Source organism: Chryseosolibacter histidinae (assembly GCF_018598225.1).
In the GTDB taxonomy this organism is placed as follows: Bacteria; Bacteroidota; Bacteroidia; order Cytophagales; family Cyclobacteriaceae; genus Chryseosolibacter; species Chryseosolibacter histidini.
The window spans coordinates 39,851-62,972 of record NZ_JAHESF010000023.1; the positions used below are offsets into that span (position 1 = coordinate 39,851).

At 55.0% G+C, this 23,122-nt stretch carries 6 protein-coding genes; all 6 read left to right on the top strand.

Features of this window, described 5'->3' with window-relative positions; all coding sequences use genetic code 11:
• Positions 1–293: 293 nt before the first annotated feature.
• Positions 294–590: a hypothetical protein gene (locus KK083_RS20345; protein WP_254167057.1), complete on the top strand. Its 297-nt coding sequence runs from the start codon at positions 294–296 to the stop codon at positions 588–590.
• A gap of 690 nt (positions 591–1,280) precedes the next feature.
• Positions 1,281–8,789, top strand: coding sequence for a beta strand repeat-containing protein (locus KK083_RS20350; RefSeq protein ID WP_254167059.1), 7,509 nt, complete (start codon positions 1,281–1,283; stop codon positions 8,787–8,789).
• Between the two features lie 33 nt (positions 8,790–8,822).
• The gene (locus KK083_RS20355) at positions 8,823–13,643 is read left to right on the top strand and encodes a beta strand repeat-containing protein (protein ID WP_254167061.1); all 4,821 of its coding nucleotides are present in this window, start codon (positions 8,823–8,825) and stop codon (positions 13,641–13,643) included.
• Positions 13,644–13,944: 301 nt separating this feature from the next.
• Positions 13,945–20,364, top strand: a complete 6,420-nt coding sequence (locus KK083_RS20360) for a DUF8696 domain-containing protein (protein WP_254167063.1) — start codon at positions 13,945–13,947, stop codon at positions 20,362–20,364.
• A gap of 3 nt (positions 20,365–20,367) precedes the next feature.
• Complete coding sequence (locus tag KK083_RS20365) at positions 20,368–21,303, top strand: PorP/SprF family type IX secretion system membrane protein (protein WP_254167065.1); 936 nt, start codon at positions 20,368–20,370, stop codon at positions 21,301–21,303.
• A gap of 6 nt (positions 21,304–21,309) precedes the next feature.
• Positions 21,310–22,950, top strand: a complete 1,641-nt coding sequence (locus KK083_RS20370) for a tetratricopeptide repeat protein (RefSeq protein ID WP_254167067.1) — start codon at positions 21,310–21,312, stop codon at positions 22,948–22,950.
• Positions 22,951–23,122 lie beyond the last annotated feature (172 nt).

The following is a 23,122-nucleotide window of genomic DNA, read 5'->3' on the forward strand; positions in this document are numbered from 1 at the left end:
TACCGGTTACCGTCTCACCGAATACCGATAACCAATTTAAAATAAAATGGAGTGCAAAACGTTCATGGATCTAAGAGGGCTGGCATGTGAAGAAGACAAGGTTTTATTAACCGCGATCAATGGACCGAACCACAAACATTCATCATTTTTGAAAGACAAACTCGCGCCGGGTAGCATCAATGGGTTACCGGCGACCAACTGATATGGCGCTATGGTGGCTCGAAAGATGAGAGGGGGAATCGGGTTGCTGTAGCGCTTTTTTTACTAGATGGGTTCTAAAAACTTTTCGAAGCATGGTCCAGCACAGAACAGTTGAAAACGAATTAAAAGAGTTTTTTCATCACCCGCCCGGGTATCCCGTACTCTACGGGAGGCATCAGATCGTGGCTATTTTATCCGCGGGCATGGAACGCGGCGAGATCAGGGACTTTGCATGGGACCTGCTCGATGAGGTAGCCGGCGTCCTGATAGGCATCATCAACCGGATCACCGAAGACCTGGTGATGGATAACCGCGATGAGCCGTTCTTTTTCCGCATGATCGATCAGGCTGTAGACCTGTTCCTGTTCGGCATTATGAGAAGAGCCTGACGGATCATTTCCGGCATGACCCGGACACCACAGCACACTGGGGCGGTTCCTTTGTTCGGGAAAAACTGTCACCCCGGAGGTTACTTGCGCACACCCATCCGGATGAACCGTTCAATCGCCACCGGTTTAAATTGCCACCGGTTTTAACCCGTGGCAAAAAAAATAGTCCCCATTGCTGGGGACTATCGGCTATGTTGGCTTGGATGTCTATGGGCAGGATCATTTGCCGTCTACAAACCCTCCTGCCAAATCCGTTGCAATAATTAATTTTATTTCTGAAGGAGAAAACTTTTACCAGGGTAACAATAGGTAAACAAGTTCGTGGTGCAACGCCGATCGCCGCCATTCATCACATGAAGCCGCCGATTCTACAAACCGACCCCTCAAAAATGTATTTCATCTCCACGATAAAAGTTCAGATCTCCCTTTAGTGCAATTGCACTGACCAGTGCACTGCCTGGCTTCTCCGGACTACAAACATTTTGTCATTTTTTGCCCGTTGTGAGGGCATCTTTTGTAACCAGCGCCCGGTTACCAGTAGACCTTTTGTTGGCCCCCCGGTTGATCATTCCTGCCGGCAATACTCCCACCTTTGTCCGGTTGTATTTATCGTTAACCTAAGTTTAAAATCCTATGCGAATTTTTACCGGTTTTAAAACTTGCTTCCCCCTTATTATAAGGAGTGTGGGTATGAAGGCCCCTTCACATCTTTTAATTGTACTGCTCTTACTGGCAAGCCTGAATGAGGCACTGGCCACCCCGTTGTCGACCCCGGCCTGTCCGATCATATCGGGCACCTTCCAGGGGCTGGCTGATGGTACCACTTCTAGCAATACCGCTATCGGATGGACCCTTGATGCTTCGGGGGTTCCTTCTTCACGGGTATACTTTGCTGTGAAATCCAGCCGTATCCACGCCGAAGACCTGGGCGGTGTGGGGATCTGGCGATCCAATGTGTATTCAACTGCCGGGTACGCCAACTTCAAGGTGGCGGTGAAGGTTCATTCAGAAGGTGACATGAACAGTAGCGAGTACGCGAAACTCTATTATAAGATCGACGGAGGCAGTGAGGTGCTGTGGGATGAGCGAACCGGTAACTTCGGAACCATTGACTTTATCTCGCCGGAGCTTACGGGGAGTAATGTTCAGCTGATCGTCAAGCTCTATAATTATAATAACGGCGGATCACAGACCTCGAAGTACCATATAGAGGAGTATCGTGTTTTTAAAGAAGCGGGACCATGCTCGGGCTCGATCTCTGTTTCGGCTTCGACCAACAGGACTGTGCTTACCTGCAGCAACCCTTCGGCTACCTTGTCGGCAAGCTCAACCGCTTCAGGGGTGACTTATACCTGGACAGGCCCGAATGGCTTTTCATCCACATCGCAAAACCCTGGCACTGTTACCGCTGCGGGCACCTACACCGTTACAGGTACAAGCTCGTCGGGTACCGGTACAGCTTCTGTTACCCTCACAGAAAACAAAACGGCCCCAGGTGTTACGGCAACGGGAGGATCGCTGGCCTGTGCTTCAACGGTTACGCTCACGGCGAGCTCTTCGACATCAGGGGTTAGTTACAGCTGGAGCGGACCGAACAATTTCAGTTCTCAATCCCAAAACCCGGTGGCAAGCACGGCGGGCACGTATACGGTAACCGTTACCAGCTCGGCCAACGGTTGCACAAGCCAGCAACAAGTAACCGTAAGTTCATCCGGAAACGCTACCACCTTCTGGCTTGAAGACTTCTCCTTTGGTAATGGCACAACCGGCGATACTGGTACCACCAGCTGGACTTCTACCAATTCAGGTTCAGGAACATTTTCAGTGCAATCCAACGAGTTTAGGGTATCCGGTATCGGCACCGGCGGACAAGGTGTCTGGACATCGGGTGTTATCGATATTTCAGGCAGGACCAATGTGAGCATCGCCGTAGATACGCGAAGCAGTGGTGAACTGAACAGCACGGGAGACTACTACGATTACCTTCGTGTGTACTACAAGCTGAATGGTGGCACAGAGGTGATGTTCAATGAGCAGTTCGGGAATATCAGCGGCGTAAATACCGTCACCGCGGGAACATTCAACGGCGCTACCTTGCAGATCATTATCAGGGCAAGGGCCTCGGGAACAGACGAATTCTATTATTTCGATAATGTGAGGCTGACGGGTACCAGCCAGACGGTGACAGCGACCGCAGGTGTGAATGGCACGCTTACCTGCGCCAATACGTCGCGGCAACTTTCCGGAAGTGCGAACATATCCAATGCCACTTACAGCTGGACAGGCCCTGGCGGTTTTTCATCCACGGCGCAGAACCCCACGGTTACCACGCCCGGAACGTATACGCTTACCGTTGCCAACAGCTCCGGATGTTCGGGCACGGCTTCTGTGACGGTGAGCCAGGACATCACAGCACCGGGAGCTTCTGCCTCCGTGACAGGATCGCTTTCATGCGGATCTTCTGTTACGCTCAACGGCAGCTCGGGTACCTCCAATGTTAATTACGGCTGGACGGGTCCCGGTAACTTTTCATCCAATGCACAGAATCCTGTTGTAAGTGTTGCAGGAACTTATACCCTTACGGTGACCAACCCCGCCAACGGTTGTACCAGCACGGCCACGGCGCAGGTCACATCCGCTGCCACTACTTCAACGCTCTGGCTGGAGGACTTCCCAACCAACGGCGCAACTTCCGACACCGGAACCACGCCCTGGACTTCATCCGGCTCGGGTACTTTTTCCGTGACCAACAACGAATTTAAAATGTTCGGCGCCGGCACCAGCTCCCAGGCGGTATGGACCTCCGGCACGATCGATATCTCGAACAAGGCCAACGTCACCATCTCGGTGGGTACACGCAGCAGTGGTGTGAACATGAATACAAGCGGCACCTACCTTGACTACCTGAGGATCTATTACAAGCTCAACGGTGGCTCGGAAGTGTTGTTCAGCGAAAACCTCGGTAACGTCAACAATCACAGCACCACCAATACCACTGTTTCCATCGGGTCGCTCAGCGGCACCAGCCTGCAGGTGATCGTGAAGGCGCGGGCTACGGGGACTGATGAATTCTATTATTTTGATAATGTAAAAGTTACAGGAACGTCGATCTCCTCTTCGTTCACCGTTTCGGCTGCGGCATCGCGATCCATTACCTGTACCAATGCCGATGCCACCCTCACGGCGACCGGCTCTGTTTCGGGACTGAGCTACAGCTGGACAGGTCCGAATGGATTTACCTCGGTGCAACAGAACCCGGTGGTGACTGCCGGAGGGCAATACACCGTTACCGCTTCGCAAGGTGGATGTGCTGCAACAGCTTCTGTTACGGTAACCGAAAATAAAACGGCACCCCAGCTCACGGCAACAGGAGCAACGCTTACCTGTGCCACCAGCGGTACCGTGTCAGCCAGCTCAACCGTGAGCAACGTCAGCTATAGCTGGACAGGACCGGGTGGATTCACATCGACATCCGGCAGTCCTACGGTATCGACCCCGGGAACTTATACCGTGACCATTACCAATCCGGCCAACGGATGCACCAATTCACAATCGGTGACCGTGACCACCAGCACGGGATCGGGCACCGCGACAGACTTCTGGGTGGAGGACTTCACTTTCAGCAACGGCACTACGGTTGACAACGGCGCCACAAGCTGGTCGTTGCAGAATGCCGCGGGTACATTCTCTGTTCAGAACAACGAGTTCAAGGCATCTTTTGCTTCGGCCAACGAAGGCGTATGGCTCTCGGGCGTGGTTGATATTTCCGCGAAAAGCGATGTGATCATCTCCGCGCTCCTGAAAAGCGGAACCACGAGCACGAACGACTACCTCGAAGAAGATGACTACATCCGGGTATACTACAAGCTGAACGGCGGTGCCGAAGTGCTCGCCTACCAGAACTTCGGCGGGCTGAATGACAACAACAATACAGCACAGTCATACACGTATACTTCCACTGCACCGCTGAACGGCTCCACGCTGCAGGTGGTGATCAGGGTCAGGAACTCGAACACAACGGAGCTGTATTATTTTGATAACGTGAAGCTGAACGGAAAACCTTCTCCGCTCGGGGTGATCACCACAGCTGTCAACGGGGCGATCTCCTGTACGAATGCTTCGGTACAATTATCGGCCTCTTCTACTGCTACGGGCGCAATCTATTACTGGATCAGGCCCGATGGCACTACCATCAATCAGCAGAACCCGACGGTGACAATGCCTGGTAATTATACCGTTGTGGTATCGGCCAATGGCTGCCAGGCCACACAGACTGTTACTGTCACCGGAAGCAAAACGCCGCCTGACGTAAGCATCATCGGTAATAATTTCAGCTGCAGCGGAGGCGCGTCCACGGTGAACCTCACGGCTTACACCTCCGTTGCCGGAGTTACCTATGCATGGACCGGCCCCGGCACGATCACGAATGGCACAACAGCCACGGCTTCGGTGAACAGCGCCGGCACTTATACCGTAACGGCAACCAATCCCGCGAATGCGTGTACCAGCATGGCTTCTTTTACAGCGGGCTACAGCGATGGCACTACCACCGCCGTGTGGAACGAAACATTCGACGAGCTGACGGACGGAACCACGTCTGAGAACGGCGCCACGGCCTGGAGCGTGGATAACTCGAAGATCCATACCGTTAACCTCAGCGCCTACTCTGATGAAACGGGTACACCCTATTACCAGGAAGTGCGCGGCGGCAACCTGACCGTGAAAACAACCCGGGGTGAGGTGGTGTGGACCTCGCAGCAGATCGGCATCACGGCGCATGGACAGGTGCAGCTCAAGGTAGACGTAACAGGGGAGGGATCGCTGAATGATGAGACCGACTGCGGCACCGACTGCTTCGACTACGACTATGTAAAAATATACTACAAGCTCAATGGCGGTGTGGAGACACCTTTCACGACCAACGGCTCCTTTGCCGGCAAGCTTGCACTGAATGGCCTTACAGCCTCCACCGGTATTCTCAGCGGAAGCACGGTGCAGATCATCATCCGCTCTTATAATACAGGTAACAACGAGATCTTTCATTTCGACAATATCAGGGTGTTGAAGGTGGAAGCGGGCTCCTCTACCGTCAGTACTTCGGTGAGTGGCCCGGTTACCTGTACCAACACAACGGCAACGCTATCGGCCACACCGGTGCTGGCCGGGACCACCTACACATGGACCGGGCCTGGTAACACAAGCTATACCGGGGCATCGGTGAATGTAACGGCAGGAGGAATCTATAACCTGACGGTATCCGGCAGCGGCGGATGCCTTTCCGGTGCCACTGCCAGTGTGGTGGTGAGCGAAGACAAGGTGGCGCCCATCGTCAGCGTCGGTACTCCGGATGTGCTCACGTGCACGCGTACCTCGCTCACATTGACGGCGGCATCATCACCTGCCTCCGGTGTGAACTACCTCTGGACCCGGCCCGATGGCTCTACGTTGTCATCGACAGGCCTTACCGTAACCACGCCCGGAAATTATAGCGTGAAGGTGACCAATCCTGTGAACGGATGTTTTGCCGTAACGCCCGTGACTGTATATCAAAATAATACACTTCCCGATGTCACCGCTTCCGCCAGTGGCAGCATTACCTGCAGTGTTCTGAGTGTTGACCTTGTCAGTAATTCAAATACATCCGGTGTAACCTATTCATGGAGTGGTCCCGGGGCGATCACCAACCCGACATCCGCTACAGCCACGGTAAGCACCGCAGGCACATACACCGTAAAAGTGACCGATCTCTCTACAGGATGCGAGGCCACAAAAGATGTGGTGGTTGCACTGAACAATACGCCGCCCGGCGCCGGCGCTTCGGTAACCGGTCAGATCACCTGCAACCCGGCCTCTTTCGCTACACTGAGTGTTACCCCTGTTACAGGTGCCATCTATGCATGGACTGGTCCTGGCACGATCACCAATCCGACATCGGCCACAGCCACTACCAAAACGGCGGGTACCTATACCGTTACAGTGACCAATACGTCTACAGGCTGCCAATCAACGGCAAACGTGACGGTGACGGAGAACAAAACACTTCCCGGCGCGAATGCTTCGGTAACCGGTCAGATCACCTGTGACCCGGCTTCTTTTGCCACGCTGAGTGTTACACCAGTTACCGGTGCTGCCTATGTGTGGACCGGCCCTGGTACGATCACGAATCCGACATCGGCCACAGCCACCACCAAAACAGCGGGTACCTATACCGTTACGGTCACCAATACCGCCACGTCATGTCAGTCTACGGCAAACGTAACGGTGACGGAGAATAAAATACTTCCCGGTGCGAACGCTACGGCAACGGGCCAGATCACCTGTAGCCCCGCTTCTTTCGCTACATTGAGTGTAACGCCTGTTAATGACGCTACCTACGCGTGGACCGGCCCGGGCACGATCACCAACCCGGCATCGGCCACCGCTACCACCAAGACGGCGGGTACCTATACCGTTACAGTGACCATTACTGCTACGGGTTGTCAGTCTACGGCCAATGTGACCGCGACAGAAAATAAAACCGCGCCGGTTGCTACAGCGTCAGTGACGGGTGTCTTTACCTGCGTGGTGAACAGCGTGACCCTGAACGCGATGCCTGCCACCGGCGTATCATATCAATGGAGCGGCCCACAAAGTTTTACCTCTCCGCTGCAGCATCCTGTGACCAGCGTTCCAGGAACGTATACAGTGACCGTCACCAGCCTGGCCAATGGTTGTACGTCTACCGCGTCAGCTACAACCGTTGAGAACAAGACCCCTCCGGGCGTGACGGTTTCTCCGGCAGCAACGGTAACCTGTGATGTGCCTTCGGCTACGCTTGGCGCGACTTCGGTTCCCAATGCGTCATACGCCTGGAGTGGTCCCGAGGGCTTCGCTTCCAATGAGCAGGCTCCGAACACTTCGGTGGGAGGGACCTACACGGTTACTGCTACGGATCCGGCCAACGGATGCACGTCTCAGGCCAGCACTTCGGTGATATCCAATAAAGTGGTGCCGACCAACGTAACGGCTACCATCGCTCCCCCTGGCATGCTGAACTGTGCTAATAATGTGGTGACGCTGAACGGCGCATCTTCTACGACAGGCGTGAGCTACGCGTGGACCGGCCCGGAAGGCTACACGCGATCTGTACAGAATCCCACGGCCACATTGCCAGGCATCTATGTACTCACCGTAACAACCACTTCGAATGGATGTAAGGCTACGGCTGAGGTAACGGTCACGCAAAGCAACACCGCGCCCCAGGGCGTGACTGCCACAGCGCTGAACATGCTGAACTGCACAACGCCCGGCACAACCATCAAGGGAACGTCAACCACAGCCAATGTTAGCTACAGTTGGACTGGCCCCGGCACCTTTACTTCGCCGGCTCCCAGCTTCACCACAAACATACCCGGCACCTACACGCTGACGGTGACCGATGCCTCGAACAACTGCAGCGCGGCGCCTGTGTCCGTGACCGTTACGGAAGACAAGACACTGCCGCAAGTATCCATCGCCAACCCTGATGGCACACAGCTCACCTGCTTTGTGAGTCCTGTGCGACTGTTGGGAAGCTCCAATCCTTCGGCAGGCGCATCGTACCGCTGGACAAGCACCACGGGACTTGATGTGAACACGCAGAACATCCAGGTAACTGTTCCCGGCACTTACACGCTTACAGTGACAGGCGCCAATGGATGCCAGGGTGTTGGCAGCCGTTCCATCTCGCAGACCCTCACTACGCCGACGGCTTCTGCCAGCGTGAGCGGTGTGATCAGCTGTCGCACGCCATCGGTGAGCCTGGACGGTGGCTCTTCTGGCGCGCCGGTAACCTATAGCTGGACAGGGCCGCAGAACTACACGTCAACCGTGGAGAATCCCAACAACATCACCGTGCCGGGAACTTATACGGTGACCATTCTTACACCCGGCGGTTGCACCGACAGCGAATCTGTCACGGTGGCGCGGAACATGGACGAGCCACAAGGAGTCACGGCTACGTATGATGGCGAGATCACGTGCGGTGTCGGCATCGTGATCCTGATGGGAAATTCGGATACGCCCGGCGCCACCTACAAATGGGAAGGGCCTGGAGGTTTCGAAAGCACCGAGCCTGAAACCGTGGTGACAAATCCCGGAACCTATACCCTTACCGTTACACATCCCGACAGCGGTTGCGTGATCGTCAAAAAGATCACCATCGTGGACGGAGGATGTTAAGATCATGGACCAAAAAAATCTAACCATATACCTATGAAACTTTCCGTAAACCCCATAAGGGTAAGATGTCATCTGCAGGCAGCACTTGGCATGTTACTGTTGTTCTTATGCCAGGTTGCATGGGCGCGTGCACCGCTCGACGAACCTGCGCTGCAATGTACACCGCCGGGAGCCTCCGTTCTGCCCCCGGCCAGGCTTACGTGCAGCGCCACGTCCATCACGCTGCAAGGCTCGGCAACGGCACCCTCGGTGACCTACCTGTGGTCCGGTCCCGGAGGTTATTCGTCCATGCTGCAGAACCCCGTGGTGTCGCTGCCTGGAACGTATACTCTTACCGTTACTAACAACGCGGGCGGATGCACCTCTTCCACGTCGGTGGAGGTGATCCGTGACATTGCGCTTCCGGGTGCCATAGCCTCTGTCAGCCATGCCCTGGATTGTGCACACTCGTCTGTGACCCTGCAGGCTACCACATCGATCACCAATGCAACGTTCCGCTGGATCGGCAGTAACTTTATTTCACTGGCGCAGTATCCGGCGATCACCGCGGGAGGAGGTTACACGCTGAACGTGACCAATCCTGACAATGGTTGTACGTCTACAGCTACGGTCAATGTCACGCAAAGCACGCTCAAGCCGGGTGTGACGCCCTCTGTTTCAGGACCGATCACCTGTGCGAACCCATCCGTTCAGCTGGGTGCATCGTCACCTACCGCAGAGGCGACCTATAGCTGGACGGGTCCTGAGAACTTTTCAAATAACACGCAGGATCCTTCGGTCATGGTAGCAGGAACATATACGGTAACCGCCACCAATCCTTCGAACAGCTGTACTTCCACGGCCTCTGTCAACGTACAACGGAATGTGGATGCACCGGGCGCGAACATCACGGTTGCCGGCCCGAACCAGATCACCTGTGTTAACGGCTCAGTAACACTGTCAGGAAGCTCGCCCACAACGGATGTGTCTTACCAATGGACCGGCCCGTCGTCTTTCAGCTCAACTGTACAGAACCCGGTTGCCAGCGCGGCAGGCACCTATGTGCTCATCACCAGGCGTACATCCAACGGCTGTACCTCGCAGGCGGATTATACGGTAGTGCTGAACAACACCCGGCCTGGCGCCACGGCGTCAGTGTTGGGCCAGCTGAACTGTATCAACTCACAGGTGACGTTGCTGGGCGCTTCGCAGACCTCCAATGTTACCTACCGGTGGATCGGCCCGACGAACTCAGGCTTTACCTCCAACGAACAAAGCCCTGTTACTTCCGTCAAGGGAGGTTACACGCTTACAGTAACAAACACTTCCAACGGATGTACCTCTACTACGGCAACGAGTGTGATCCAGAGCATCACCCTGCCGGCCAATGTGAGCATCACGCCGTCTACGCCCTCGGTGCTGAACTGCAGTAACCAGCGTGTGACATTGAACGGCGCTTCTACCACCAGCGGTGTAGCGTACAGCTGGACGGGTCCCGGCCCGATCACCAATCCGTTGCTGGCCAGTGCCAGCGTTACACAACCTGGAACCTACACGCTGACGGTGACCAACCCGGCCAATCAATGTATCGCCACGCGGAACATTACCATCGAGCAGAATATCGATAAGCCTGAAAATGTGCAGATCCAGACTCCTGCGATCCTGACCTGCGATGCACAAAGCGTTGCGCTGGTGGCCTCTTCCGGCACCGCGGGTGTAACCTATAGCTGGAGCGGTCCTGGACCCATCACCAATCCGAACATGTCGAGTGCAAGCGTTAGCCAGCCTGGTGACTATTCAGTTTTGGTGACCAACAATGCGAATGGCTGCACCGAAACCCGTACCGTGGCGGTGCTCAGGAACATTGAAGCACCCGGCAACGTGGTTATTGCTGCCCCGGAGATCCTGACCTGCAGCAGGCAGAGCGTAGCCCTTGCGGCTTCTTCTCAAACCAGTGGTGTTGGTTATCAGTGGAGTGGCCCCGGTACAATTCAGAACCCCACGGCCTCCACGATCAATGTCGGCGTCCCCGGTGTATACAACCTCGTTGTGACCAACAACGCGAACGGCTGTAAGACACCTGCCAGCGTTACCGTTGCGCAAAATATTGTAACGCCTACAGTAACCACTTCCGCATTGGGTGTATTCACCTGTAATGTGAGCACGGTGACCCTGAAGGCCAATCCGTCTACCGGTCTGCAATATCAGTGGACCGGCCCCGGCGCGTTCTCTTCTACCGTATATAACCCCTCTGTAAATGTTTCTGGCACCTATGCAGTAACGGTAACTGATCCCGCCAACGGATGTACCTCGACCTCCAGCGTTGCCACGCAGGAGAACAAGACCGAACCCGGTGTGGATGCAGCAGTATTGGGTGGCACGCTTACCTGCTCGCTGACAGCGGTGTTCCTCGAGGCAAGCTCGGGCACCGGCGGCGTGCAGTATAGCTGGACCGGCCCTGACAACTATTCGTCTGACGAGCAATCGGCGACCACGAACGTGCCCGGCCCTTATACCGTTACGGCTACCAACACTGCGAATGGTTGTACATCATTGCGTGTGGTGGTTGTGGAACAGGATATTGCACGTCCTGAAAATGTGCTGGCCTCTTCTTCGGGTAATATTACCTGCGATGCGTCCAGCGTTAACCTGTATGGTGACTCAGACACGCCTGATGTAACCTACGGATGGACCGGCCCTGATACATTCACCTCCGGTCAGCGGAATCCCGAAGCATTTCTGCCGGGCATCTATGTGCTGACGGTGACCAGCAATGCCAATGGATGTAAGGACTACTCGGAAGTGACGATCCTGCAAAATACAACGGCACCGCAGGGTGTTACGGCCACGGCTTCGTCCAGGATCACCTGTGAACATCCTTCGATCACGCTCACCGGCACCTCCATCACCCCGGATGTTACCTATAGCTGGGCAGGACCTGGATTCTCCTCTTCCGACGCCATCACTGCTGTATCGACTGCAGGGTCGTATACCCTTACCGTGAAAGACCTGGTGAATGGCTGCGTGGCGAGCAAAACTGTAACCGTGGAGCAGGACCGTGTGCTCCCGGGTGTGACAGCCGGCGTATCCGGACAGCTGAACTGCGTGATCACAGAGGTTACGCTCAACGCGCATTCTGAAACCGCTGATGTACTCTACAGCTGGACGGGCCCGGAAAGCTTTGTATCGAACCTGGCCAATCCGGTGACGGCTGTGCCCGGTTTATATACGGTGATTGCCGAGGATCCCGATAACAAATGCACATCTACCTCGAGCGTCACCGTGGTGCAGAACACAGAGGTGCCTCAGAATGTAACGGCGACGTACGCAGGCACTGGCATCATTACCTGCAGCAACCCGAGCATCGGCATCATGGCGGGCACATCCACCGGTAATGTCACTTACAGCTGGAGCGGCCCCGGTACCGTCACCAATCCGAATGCTTCTAACGCCAGTGTAACAACACCGGGTCTGTATACAGTAACGGTGACCAATCAATCGAACAGGTGTTTTGCCACCGCAGGTGTGAACATCGACCGGAACATCGTAGCGCCGCAGAATGTGGTGATCGATGCCCCCGCAACCATTACCTGTGCGAGCCCGAACGTTCAGCTGCGTGCGACGACCAGTACCGGTACCGTTTCATACCTTTGGACCTTCACGGGAACAGGCTCGGACCCGATCGTGAACCCTGCAACGTCTACGCCTTCCGTATCAGTAGGAGGAACGTACCGCCTCGTAGTGACCAATACGACGAATGGTTGTACTACCACACCTCCGGATGTTACCGTACCGTTCAATAAAACAGCACCCAACGTCACCATTGGAAACCCTGACGGAACCGACCTCACCTGTTTTGTAAGCCCGGTGCGGTTGACTGGTCCCGCCGGAGCGTTTAGTTACCTGTGGACCAGCCCTCAGGGCTTCAACGCCACAACACAGAACATTTCTGTGACGGCGCCCGCTGAGTATACGCTCACGCTTACGAGCAATGCCAACGGATGCTCGCGCAGCGCCAGCCGCAGCGTGTCGCGTACCATCACTACGCCGTCTGTTCAAGCCAACGTGAGTGGTACCATCAATTGTACGAGCTCGTCTGTAGCCCTCTCTGCAGTGCCATCGGCATTCCCCGTAACGTATAGCTGGACAGGCCCCGGTACTATTTCGAACCCGAACGCGCAGCAGCCCACCGTGTCTACTGCCGGACTGTATACGGTTACCATTACAACGCCTGGCGGTTGTACGGCCACGGCCAGCAGGCTCGTGGAGAGTGATTTTGCAACGCCGGAGAACGTGACTTACGAGGTTATCGGAACGCTGAATGACTGTGGTTCTGACATTGTTCAGCTCCTTGCTGAATCGTCTACACCCGGTGCATCTCTTGTCTGGACCGGAGAGAACTATGAATCGCAGGAACAGCCATCAGTGACCACGGCAGCCGGTGACTATACACTGACAGCGACGCATCCCACCAGCAACTGTAAGCAAACGTATACTGTCACCGTTGTGTTCGAATCGTGTGAAGGCATGCAGGGCGGCGCTGGCGCACGATCTGCTACGCATAGGGAGGGAACCCCGGTACAGGCACAAAGCACAGCGGAAACGGAGAATCCCTTTACCGTGGGCGTATATCCTAACCCGGCCCGTGACTATGCCAGCATCGAGTTTACACCGGATGGAAACTACCACGCCGTGGTGGAGGTCTATACGCTGCTGAACGTAAAAGTGGCGGAACCTTACAAGGGTGCGGTATCGGCCGGAAAGACCTATACGGCCCTGTTCAGCTCCGGCAACCATAGCAACGGCGTGTATATCTACCGGATCAGGTATGCCTCAGGCAAAATCCGTGAAGGAAGGTTTGTGGTGCTGCACTAGCAGATTTCTCTCCAACATGAGGTTAACAAAAGGAAACAAACAGGACAAAGGTGGCGTATCAAAGCCACTTTTGTGCCTTTCCTTCACCCGGTGTTATGCCGATGAGATGTATTTCAAAGCTGTTCAATGACCGTGAAGGGAAGTCGAACGGTTTTGCGGATGACCGATACTTTTTGATACCAGTAGCCATAGCGTAGTTTAACCTTTTGTAACACGTTTTTGAATGAAGATCCTGCCGGCTACGGGATATTGGTAGTGGACTGAACAACCCAATTGTCAGCATTTACCTAAAAGGCAGTTTATGAACGATTCAATACCTGACAGGCGCAACCGCACGGCAGCCTGTAATATAGGTCCGGTGTTTTGCAAGGCCGGCCTTGTTTTGGCCTTTTCGCTGTTAGTTACTACGTTGTTTGCACAGAACTGGTATCCGGACCTTGATGGTGATGGATTCGGTGATGGATTTACCACACCAGTGGTTTCACCGACACAGCCTCCGAACCATGTGCTCAACCCGCTGGACTGTAACGATGCCCTGCCCAACAATTCGATCTGGAGCTGGGTGGGGGCGAGTCCTGTTTCGTCCGCTTCCATTACCATGACCAAGCTTGCGCTTGCACCGGATGGAACACCGTTCGCCTTATACCAGGATTTTGCCACCACAGACAAATATGTTAGAAAATTCAGCGGCGCTGCGTGGACGGCCGTTGGAGGCAGTCCTATCACCACCACCATCGATCCCATTGAGATCCAGCAGCCTGATATGGCGGTCAACAGTCTCGGCGAGCCTTATATATGTTTCCTGGATTTCGATGCCGGTGTTGCCAGCAATAACAAAGCTACTGTGCTGAAATTCGACGGCACGCTGGGCCAGTGGGTACTGGTGGGAAGCCGGCGGTTTTCGGCCGAGCTGGAGCCTAACATCAACATACGCATCATGCTGCACAACGATGTGCCGTATGTGATCTTCGGAGAAGGCGCGGCCCGCACCATGACGGTGATGAAATTTGACGTGGGCACAGGCAACTGGGTAAACCTGGGCGGCACCCTGATGGGTATCGTCAGTGACTACGTGCCCGCCTTAGCCGCCCGAGGCAACATGCTGTACGCCGCCGTGGTGGACAGGAACGCTTCGTTTGACGCCAACACCTTGAAGACGATCGTGCTCAGCTGTGATATCTCGGCCCCGGTGCCGGCGTGGACGCAGGTCGGTACGGGCGCGTTTCCTTATTATACATCGTCTGGTAATGAAACCCCCAGGATCGCGGTCAGCAGCACGGGCATTCCGTACGTTGCCTATTATGACGATGACCTGAACCAGGTGATCGTGCAGAAGTATGAAAGTGGTGCATGGGCGCCGGTAGGACCATCGGGTAACGCTTACGTACATTCGGGAACGGCCTCTTATGTTGACCTGGCGGTCGATAACCAGAATGTACCGGTGGTAGCATTCCAGGATAATGTGGCAGGGAAAATTGCATTGAAGAAGTTGAGCGCTTCCGGCTCCTGGAGTGTGGCATCTACACCTTCGATCAATGGTATTCGGCTCTCCCTTGCCATCTCCGCTTACACCAACGCTCCGTACCTGGCATTTAAAGACAGCGGCTCTGAAAAAGCGGTGGTCTACTCCGTGGCGCCGCAGATCGATCTGCCCGTGATCTCCAGCATCACCAGCCCGCAAGCGTTCCTGTGTACGGGAGAGAGTGCTATTGTTTCACTCACCGGCAACCTGAACCACGCTGCCCGGTGGAAGTGGTATAGTGGTACCTGCGGCGATGCATTGTCGGAGGTTACACCCATCGATCCTGTTGCCAGAACATCGATCAGCGTGTCGCCTGGTGTTACCACCACTTATTATGTAAGGGGTGAAGGCAATTGTATCAGCGCGTCGGCCACCTGTACGGTGTTCACCGTAGGCGTTACACCAAAACCTACCTGGTACCAGGATAGCGATGGAGATGGCCTGGGCAACGCCACCGCTTCCACGCTGATCGATTGCGGCCCACAACCGGGCCACGTGATCAACAATGCCGACTGCAACGATAATTCGGTCAACGCGTCATCGTGGGATGTGGTGGGCGGCGCAGGTTTCGCCACAGGCCCCAACGCTGCGGGTGCCCCGAACGTTGTGGCGATCGCTTTCGACAACAGCAACGCGCCATTTGTGGCCTACCGCGATGCTTCAACCACACCCACCGCCGGCAAGGTTACCGTGATGAAATATGACGGCATACAATGGGTGCTGGTAGGCACAGCAGGATTCTCTTCAGGTGCTGCCACCTTTGTGAACATCGCCTTTTACGGCAGCACGCCCTATGTGGCTTATATCGACGGCGGTAAGGTGAACGTTAAAAAATTCGACGCCGGAAGCTGGGTGACGGTGGGTGCCACCAACTTTTCAGCTGGAACAGCCACCAGCCTTTCCATGGCCATGAACATCAATGACGGAACACCCTACGTTGTTTATACGGATGGCACAAGCTCGCCGGCCAGCAGGGCTACGGTGATGCGGTTCAACGGCACGCTTTGGGAGGTTGTAGGTGTTGCCAACTTTACCACAGCCGCTGCCACCAGTAACGCCATCGCGATCGACTCACGGGGCACACCTTATGTTTCTTTTGCAGACGGCACTGTTACCACCAGGCTTAGTGTGATGAAATTCAATGGCGTAGCCTGGACGGTTGTCGGCGCCACAGGTATTTCAGTTTCGGCTGCAACCTTCACTTCCATCAAAGTTGATAGCCGCGGCGTTCCGTATGTAGCTTACCGCGATGCCGGTGTGAGCAGCGGCAGGGTTGTGGTGCACAAATACGTCAGTGGAACAAGCTGGACTTTGGTAGGGCCTGCCGGCGGTGTGTCAGCTGCGGCAGCAAGCTTTGTAAGCCTGGCCCTCGATAAGGGCGGCGCGCCTTATGTGTCTTACACGGAGGGCTCGATTGGTAAGACGATGAAATACAACGGTGCAAGCTGGACTGCTGTGGGCACTTCCGTTTTACCAACGGGTGTTACGCTTGTCGACGATATGTCTATCGGTGTGAATGCCACCGGCGTGCCTTACGTGGTGTTGCGATCACTGACACCCGCGGCTGTGGCGAACAGGATCTCTGTGATGAAGATGGGGCCGGCGGCGAACCTTCCCGTTGCAACAGACATAACCTCCACAAGACCGCACTTTTGCCCGGGCACTATCACCAGCGCTACATTGACCGTTGTAGGGAGTCTTAATGATGCTACAGAATGGAAGTGGTATAAGGGCGCATGTGGTGGCGGCACCGCGCTGACACCGGCCTCGGCGACTACAGTTGACATCACGGCAGAAAGTACACCGGGAACCGATGTTACATATTATGTACGGGGCGAAGGTGCCTGTATTGCTTCGGTTACCTGCGCCAACAACCTGATGATCCGTACCAGGGTCAACCCATCGATCACCAGTGCGCCACCGCTGGCCGACCGGGAAGTATGTGAAGCAGTCACGGGCGTGACGGCCTTTGCCATTACGGCGATAGGAGATGGCGTGAGCTACCAGTGGCAAAAAGATGGCACCAATGTCGGCACCAACGCCAACAGCCTGAGCCTGCCCTCACCGATAGCCATAGGCGATGCTGGCATATACAAAATAACAGTGACGGGTACCTGTGCTACACCGGCGCCCGTGACAGATGATGCTGAGCTCACCGTACGCGCGTTGCCGCGGATCGTGAGTGCCCCGATGAGCGATAAAGAAGTTTGTGAGAATGCTACGGGTGTAACTGACTTTACCATTACCGCTGCCGGTTACGATGTGCATTACCAGTGGGAGAAGAGTGGTTCGCCCGCGGGTACCGATGATCACACTTTCGATCTGCCTGCAACGATGGCGACGGGCGATGCCGGTACTTACAAGGTGACCGTCACTGGCCACTGTGCTACGCCCGCCCCCGTGACGGACGAAGCCACGCTGACCGTGCGTGAGCTGCCGCGCATCACGGGCGGTCCGATGGCCGACAAAGACGTTTGTGAAAATGCTACCGGTGTTTCTGACTTTATGATTACGGCTACCGGTTATAATTTACATTATCAATGGCAGAAGAACGGAACACCTGATGGCATTGACGCGAGCAACTTCGATCTTCCTGCAACGATGGCAACAGGTGATGCTGGCACTTACAAAGTAACCGTTACCGGTTTCTGTGCTACGCCGGCTCCGCTGACGGACGAAGCCACACTCACCGTACGTGAGCTGCCGCGGATCACGAGTGCCCCGATGAGCGATAAAGAAGTTTGTGAGAATGCTACGGGTGTAACTGACTTTACCATTACCGCTACTGGTTACGACGTGCATTACCAGTGGGAAAAGAATGGTTCACCCGTGGGTACCGATGACCATTCCTTCGATTTGCCTGCAACGATGGCGACGGGCGATGCCGGTACTTACAAGGTGACCGTCACTGGCCACTGTGCTACACCCGCACCTGTGACGGACGAAGCAACGTTGACCGTGCGCGAGCTGCCGCGGATCACGGGTGGTCCGATGGCCGACAAAGACGTTTGTGAAAATGCCACCGGTGTTTCTGACTTTACGATTACGGCTACCGGTTATAATTTGCATTACCAATGGCAGAAGAACGGAACGCCTGATGGCATTGACGCGAGCAACTTCGATCTTCCTGCAACGATGGCAACAGGTGATGCTGGCACTTACAAAGTAACCGTTACCGGTTTCTGTGCTACGCCGGCCCCGCTGACGGATGAAGCCACACTAACCGTACGTGAGCTGCCGAGGATCACGAGTGCCCCGATGGGTGACAAGGATGTTTGTGAGAACGCCACCGGTATCGCTGGCTTTACCATTGCGGCCACTGGTTACGACCTGCATTATCAATGGCAGAAGGATGGCGCACCCATTGGTACCGACGATGATCACTTTGATCTGCCCCCAACAATAGCAACCGCGGATGCCGGTACCTACAAGGTTACTGTTACAGGCCTTTGCGCGACGCCAGCTGCTGTGAGCGACGAGGCTACGCTGACCATTCGTGCTTTGCCGAGAATCACAAGCGTACTTTCGGACGTCACACAATGTGAAGGAACTGATGTGACCTTTACCGCGACTTTTGGCGACGCGACTACCCAGGGGCAGTGGCAGAAAAACGGCACCGATCTCGCCGGTGCCGTAGGGAACACGCTTACGCTGACAAACCTGTTGCCCGCCGATCAGGCTACCTATACCGTTGTTGCAACAAATGCATGTGACAACATCACGGGAGCCCGCCGATCTGCTGCGCTCACCGTTGAGGCAAAACCTGTTATTGTTACAAGCCCTGCAGACCTCAACGCCTGCGATGGCGCTGCCAATGTTACTTTTTCCGTATCCGCTACGGGCGCCGGCGTACGTTATCAGTGGCAGACCAACAACGGCGCTTCCGGGACATGGCGCGACATTACAGGAGAGAACGACCGGCAACTGGTAGTGAACAATGTCAATAATTCACTGCATAACCGTTTGTACCATGTGCTGGTCGGTGGTACCTGTGGCCCGGATGTGACCTCAGCCGATGCACGACTGCTGATCAGCGCCGTGGGTGCTGTTACGTTGCACCGGGAAAATCCCGCCGCAGCCAATGACCCCGCCGCTACGGTCGTGTGCGCGGGAAGTGAAGCAACCTTTACAGGAGTCGTCACCGGTACGGCTACGGGCTACAGGTACCAGTGGCAACAGAACAATGGCAGTGGCTGGACTGACATCACCGGAGAGACAGGCCGTTCAATGACTCTATCATCCATACCCCAGGCGGTCAATAACACCAGCTACCGCGTGGTGGCGGGTAATCCCGGTTGTACACCGGTACCTTCTGCTGCAACGCTCATCACGGTGAATGCCCTGTCGAACATCACTGCCCATCCCACCGATGCTGTTACCTGTGAAGGTGGCTCGGCCCGGTTCACTGTTTCAGTCACCGGCACCGCATTGGCGTATCAATGGCAAATGCACAGTGGCGCCGCATGGGAGAACCTGCCCGGTGCCGTTAGCCCGGAGCTCAACCTGCTGCACGTTTCCAGCGTCATGAACGCATATCAGTACCGTGTGATCGTGGATGCTGCGGGCTGTACCCCCGTCACTTCTGACATCGCCGATCTGACGGTAAGCCGTTTGCCGGACATGATCGCACCACCAGCCCCCGCTGAAGTATGCATGGACCAGAATGCCGTATTCACCGTGATCGCCGAAGGCAGTGACATCTCATACATCTGGGAAGAGAATCGCGGTAGTGAATGGACAGCGCTGAGCGGTGAAAACTCGGCTTCATTGCTCTTGCGCAGGGTGCCGCCCGCTATGAACGGATACCTTTATCGCGTGCGGGTGATCAGCCCGGGCTGTACGCCCATTACTTCAGGTGGCGCGCAGCTGATCATCAACACACAACCGGGCCAGACGGGATGCTCGCAATCCCTGCTGATCTCCGAGGGTGTATCGCCGAATGGCGACGACCAGCTGGACCGTTGGATCATCGAGGGCATCGAGCTGTACCCGAACAATAACGTGAAACTTTATAACGTATGGGGCGACCTCGTCTTTGAGCGCAAGGGATACGACAATGAGCTCCATGCGTGGCGCGGAGAGACCAACAAGGGGTTGAAGATAGGGCAGGAGGCGCCTGACGGAACTTACTTCTATTTTATCGACCTGGGTAACGACAACGACTCCGTGCTGAGAGGATTTGTTGTACTAAAACGCTGAGCTATGATTAAAACAACACGGCTTGTACTGCTGCTGATCTTTTTCCAGGCCATGGCCCAGGCAGGTTATGGCCAGCAACGGGTCAGTTATGCGCAATACATGTTCAACGGCCTGATGCTGAACCCGGCTTATGCCGGCACAGACAAATATCCCAACATCACGGCGCAGGGAAGGCAACAGTGGCTCGGTGCCAAGGGTGCCCCCAACAGCCAGATGCTTTCGGCGCACATGCCCTGGCCACGCAAGCGCATAGGGGTGGGCATCATCCTGGAAAAACAGGGGATCGGCGTCACCGATATCTACAACGGCTATGTGATGTATTCTTATAAAATAAAGGTGAACCGGAAGAACGTGTTTTCCATGGGCATTCAGGCGGGTGTTACCACCTATCGCGAGCAGCTCACGGACCTGACGCTGCCTTCAGGTTCACAGGATCCTTCTTTTGCAAAAGACATCACCTATACCTTGCCCAACTTCGGTGCAGGTGTATACTACTATTCCAGCAGCCAGTTCTACGTGGGACTTTCGGTGCCGTCTATCGCACAGAATACACTCAAACGCGGCAACCCGCTCACCAGCAAGGAAGCGCGGCAGTACCTGCTCACGGGGGGATATCTCTGGAACCTCAGGCCCCATTTAAAGTTCAAGCCCAACTTCCTGCTGAAGGTGGTGAACGGCGCGCCCATGAACCTCGACATCAACCTGAATTTTCTCTTTGACGAGGTATTGTGGCTGGGATGTTCGTTTCAGCTGAAGAACGCTGTGAACCCGATGGTGGAGCTGCAGGCAACCCAAAAGCTTCGCATCGGTTTCTCCTATGATATTCCTGTGTCGAGCCTTACGGAGTCGGGCTTTCGCTCGGGCTCCCCGGAAGTAATGCTGAACTACAGGTTTGTGAAGCTGCTCAAGAACAGGGTGGTATCACCAAGGTATTTTTAACAGGCTATGAAATATTCCGTTGTGCTTGTGCTGTGCAGCCTGGCCTTTATGGCTCCGGCCCAGCAAAAGAAGGTATCTGAAAAACAAAAGGCGCGGTTGTCCAGGGCGGACCAACTGTTTGAACACGGACACTACGGTGAAGCTATTACAGCCTACGAGGAAGTGCTGGAAGGAGACCGCCGCAACATGGAGGTGATGCTGAAGATAGCGGAGGCCAGCTTCAGGTTGCCTGACCTTGAACAGGCCAGTGGGTGGTATCAAGACGCCTTCGCGCAATCGGAGACCGGACTGCCCGAAACGGTGCCGGCACATCATCTCTATAACTATGCCGAGATCCTGTTGTCTGAAGAACAGTATGACGAAGCGCTGCGCTGGTTCGGTTTATACAAGCAACGTGTACCGGAAGACACCCGCAGCGAACGCAGGATCCGGGGTATTGCAAGCTTGCACGAGCTGAAGAAGGACGCCTCACAGTATAGCATCAGCGTTGTATCCTTTAATTCAGCGTATCCCGATTTCAGCCCTTCATTTTATGACAGCGGGCTTGTATTTGTTTCCGGCAGGCGAGAAGCCGCAGCTGAAAAAGAAAAGAAGGACGCGCGTGGCACCTACCTCGACCTTTATTATACGAAAACGTTGCCCGACAGCACCTTCTCGTCTCCCATCCGCATCAGCAACGCGCTGAACACGGATTTTCACGAGGGGCCCGCTGTGTTCTATGATGATGGCCGCAAGGTGATCTTTACCAGGAACAACCTGAACGACAAGCTGCGCCGGAGCGAAGAAGCGATCGTGATCCATCTCCAGCTCTTCGCCGCCGAAAAAGATGCCTCGGGTAAAACGTGGAAAACACCGGTGCTGCTCGCCATCAACAACAAGGATTACTCCATCGGCCACCCCGCCATCAGCAGCGACGGCCTTAACCTGTATTTTTCATCCAACAAACCCGGAGGTTATGGCGGCACAGACCTGTACGTGAGCCGGTGGGTAAACAACACCTGGAGCGCCCCTGAAAACCTGGGTGCCGCCGTGAACACCGAAGGCAATGAAATGTTTCCCTTCGTTGCGGCAGACACCACGCTTTACTTCGCTTCCAACGGCCATGCCGGATTCGGGGGGCTGGACATCTATCGTTATAACCTGGCGGGAACAACCGAGGTAAAGAACATGGGCCACCCCGTCAACAGCAGCAAGGACGATTTCGGCCTGATCCTCGATGCAAAAACGAACACGGGTTACTTTTCGTCCAACCGCCAGGACATCAACGGCGATAGGAATGACAACATATATCGCCTCAGCATTGATCTTCCCCTTCCGCAGGCCAGTCCCGCGCCCGTGGTAGTGCAGGCTGAAACCGCAGATCCCGATGCCGATGTATACTACACCATACAGATCTTTGCGCTGCGGAGAAGCGAGGTCATCCGCAGAAGCCTTTTACAAGATCTGAAGCAGGTGCTGCTCCATGAAGGCAAGGATGGGTTCAACCGGTATACCTATGGCAAGTACAGCTCCATCCAGGGCGCCATCGAAATGTTGCAAAAGATCAGGGCCATGGGGTACAACGATGCCTTTGTGAGGCGGGAAGCACGGTACACGGAACTCTCCAAGAAACCCGGTATTGAGGTGGAAAAACTATACAAACACTGACCGGGACACATCTTTTAAGAGAAAAAAACAACTTTTTTCTGCGCCAGTTCCGCACGACGTTTTTTGACAGGTTATCGGCAATATGAAACCCTTTTGTTTCGGGTTAGCAAGCCTGGGTGGCTTCGGCGTTAACCATTGAACTTTGCACAATGGCCACAGAAATAGGTGTTTT

What these genes read in the sequence shown, in the direction of transcription:
- KK083_RS20345 (WP_254167057.1), top strand. Translation starts at nt 294, where the DNA reads ATGGTCCAGCACAGAACAGTTGAAAACGAATTAAAAGAGTTTTTTCAT.
- KK083_RS20350 (WP_254167059.1), top strand. Translation starts at nt 1,281, where the DNA reads ATGAAGGCCCCTTCACATCTTTTAATTGTACTGCTCTTACTGGCAAGC.
- KK083_RS20355 (WP_254167061.1), top strand. Translation starts at nt 8,823, where the DNA reads ATGAAACTTTCCGTAAACCCCATAAGGGTAAGATGTCATCTGCAGGCA.
- KK083_RS20360 (WP_254167063.1), top strand. Translation starts at nt 13,945, where the DNA reads ATGAACGATTCAATACCTGACAGGCGCAACCGCACGGCAGCCTGTAAT.
- KK083_RS20365 (WP_254167065.1), top strand. Translation starts at nt 20,368, where the DNA reads ATGATTAAAACAACACGGCTTGTACTGCTGCTGATCTTTTTCCAGGCC.
- KK083_RS20370 (WP_254167067.1), top strand. Translation starts at nt 21,310, where the DNA reads ATGAAATATTCCGTTGTGCTTGTGCTGTGCAGCCTGGCCTTTATGGCT.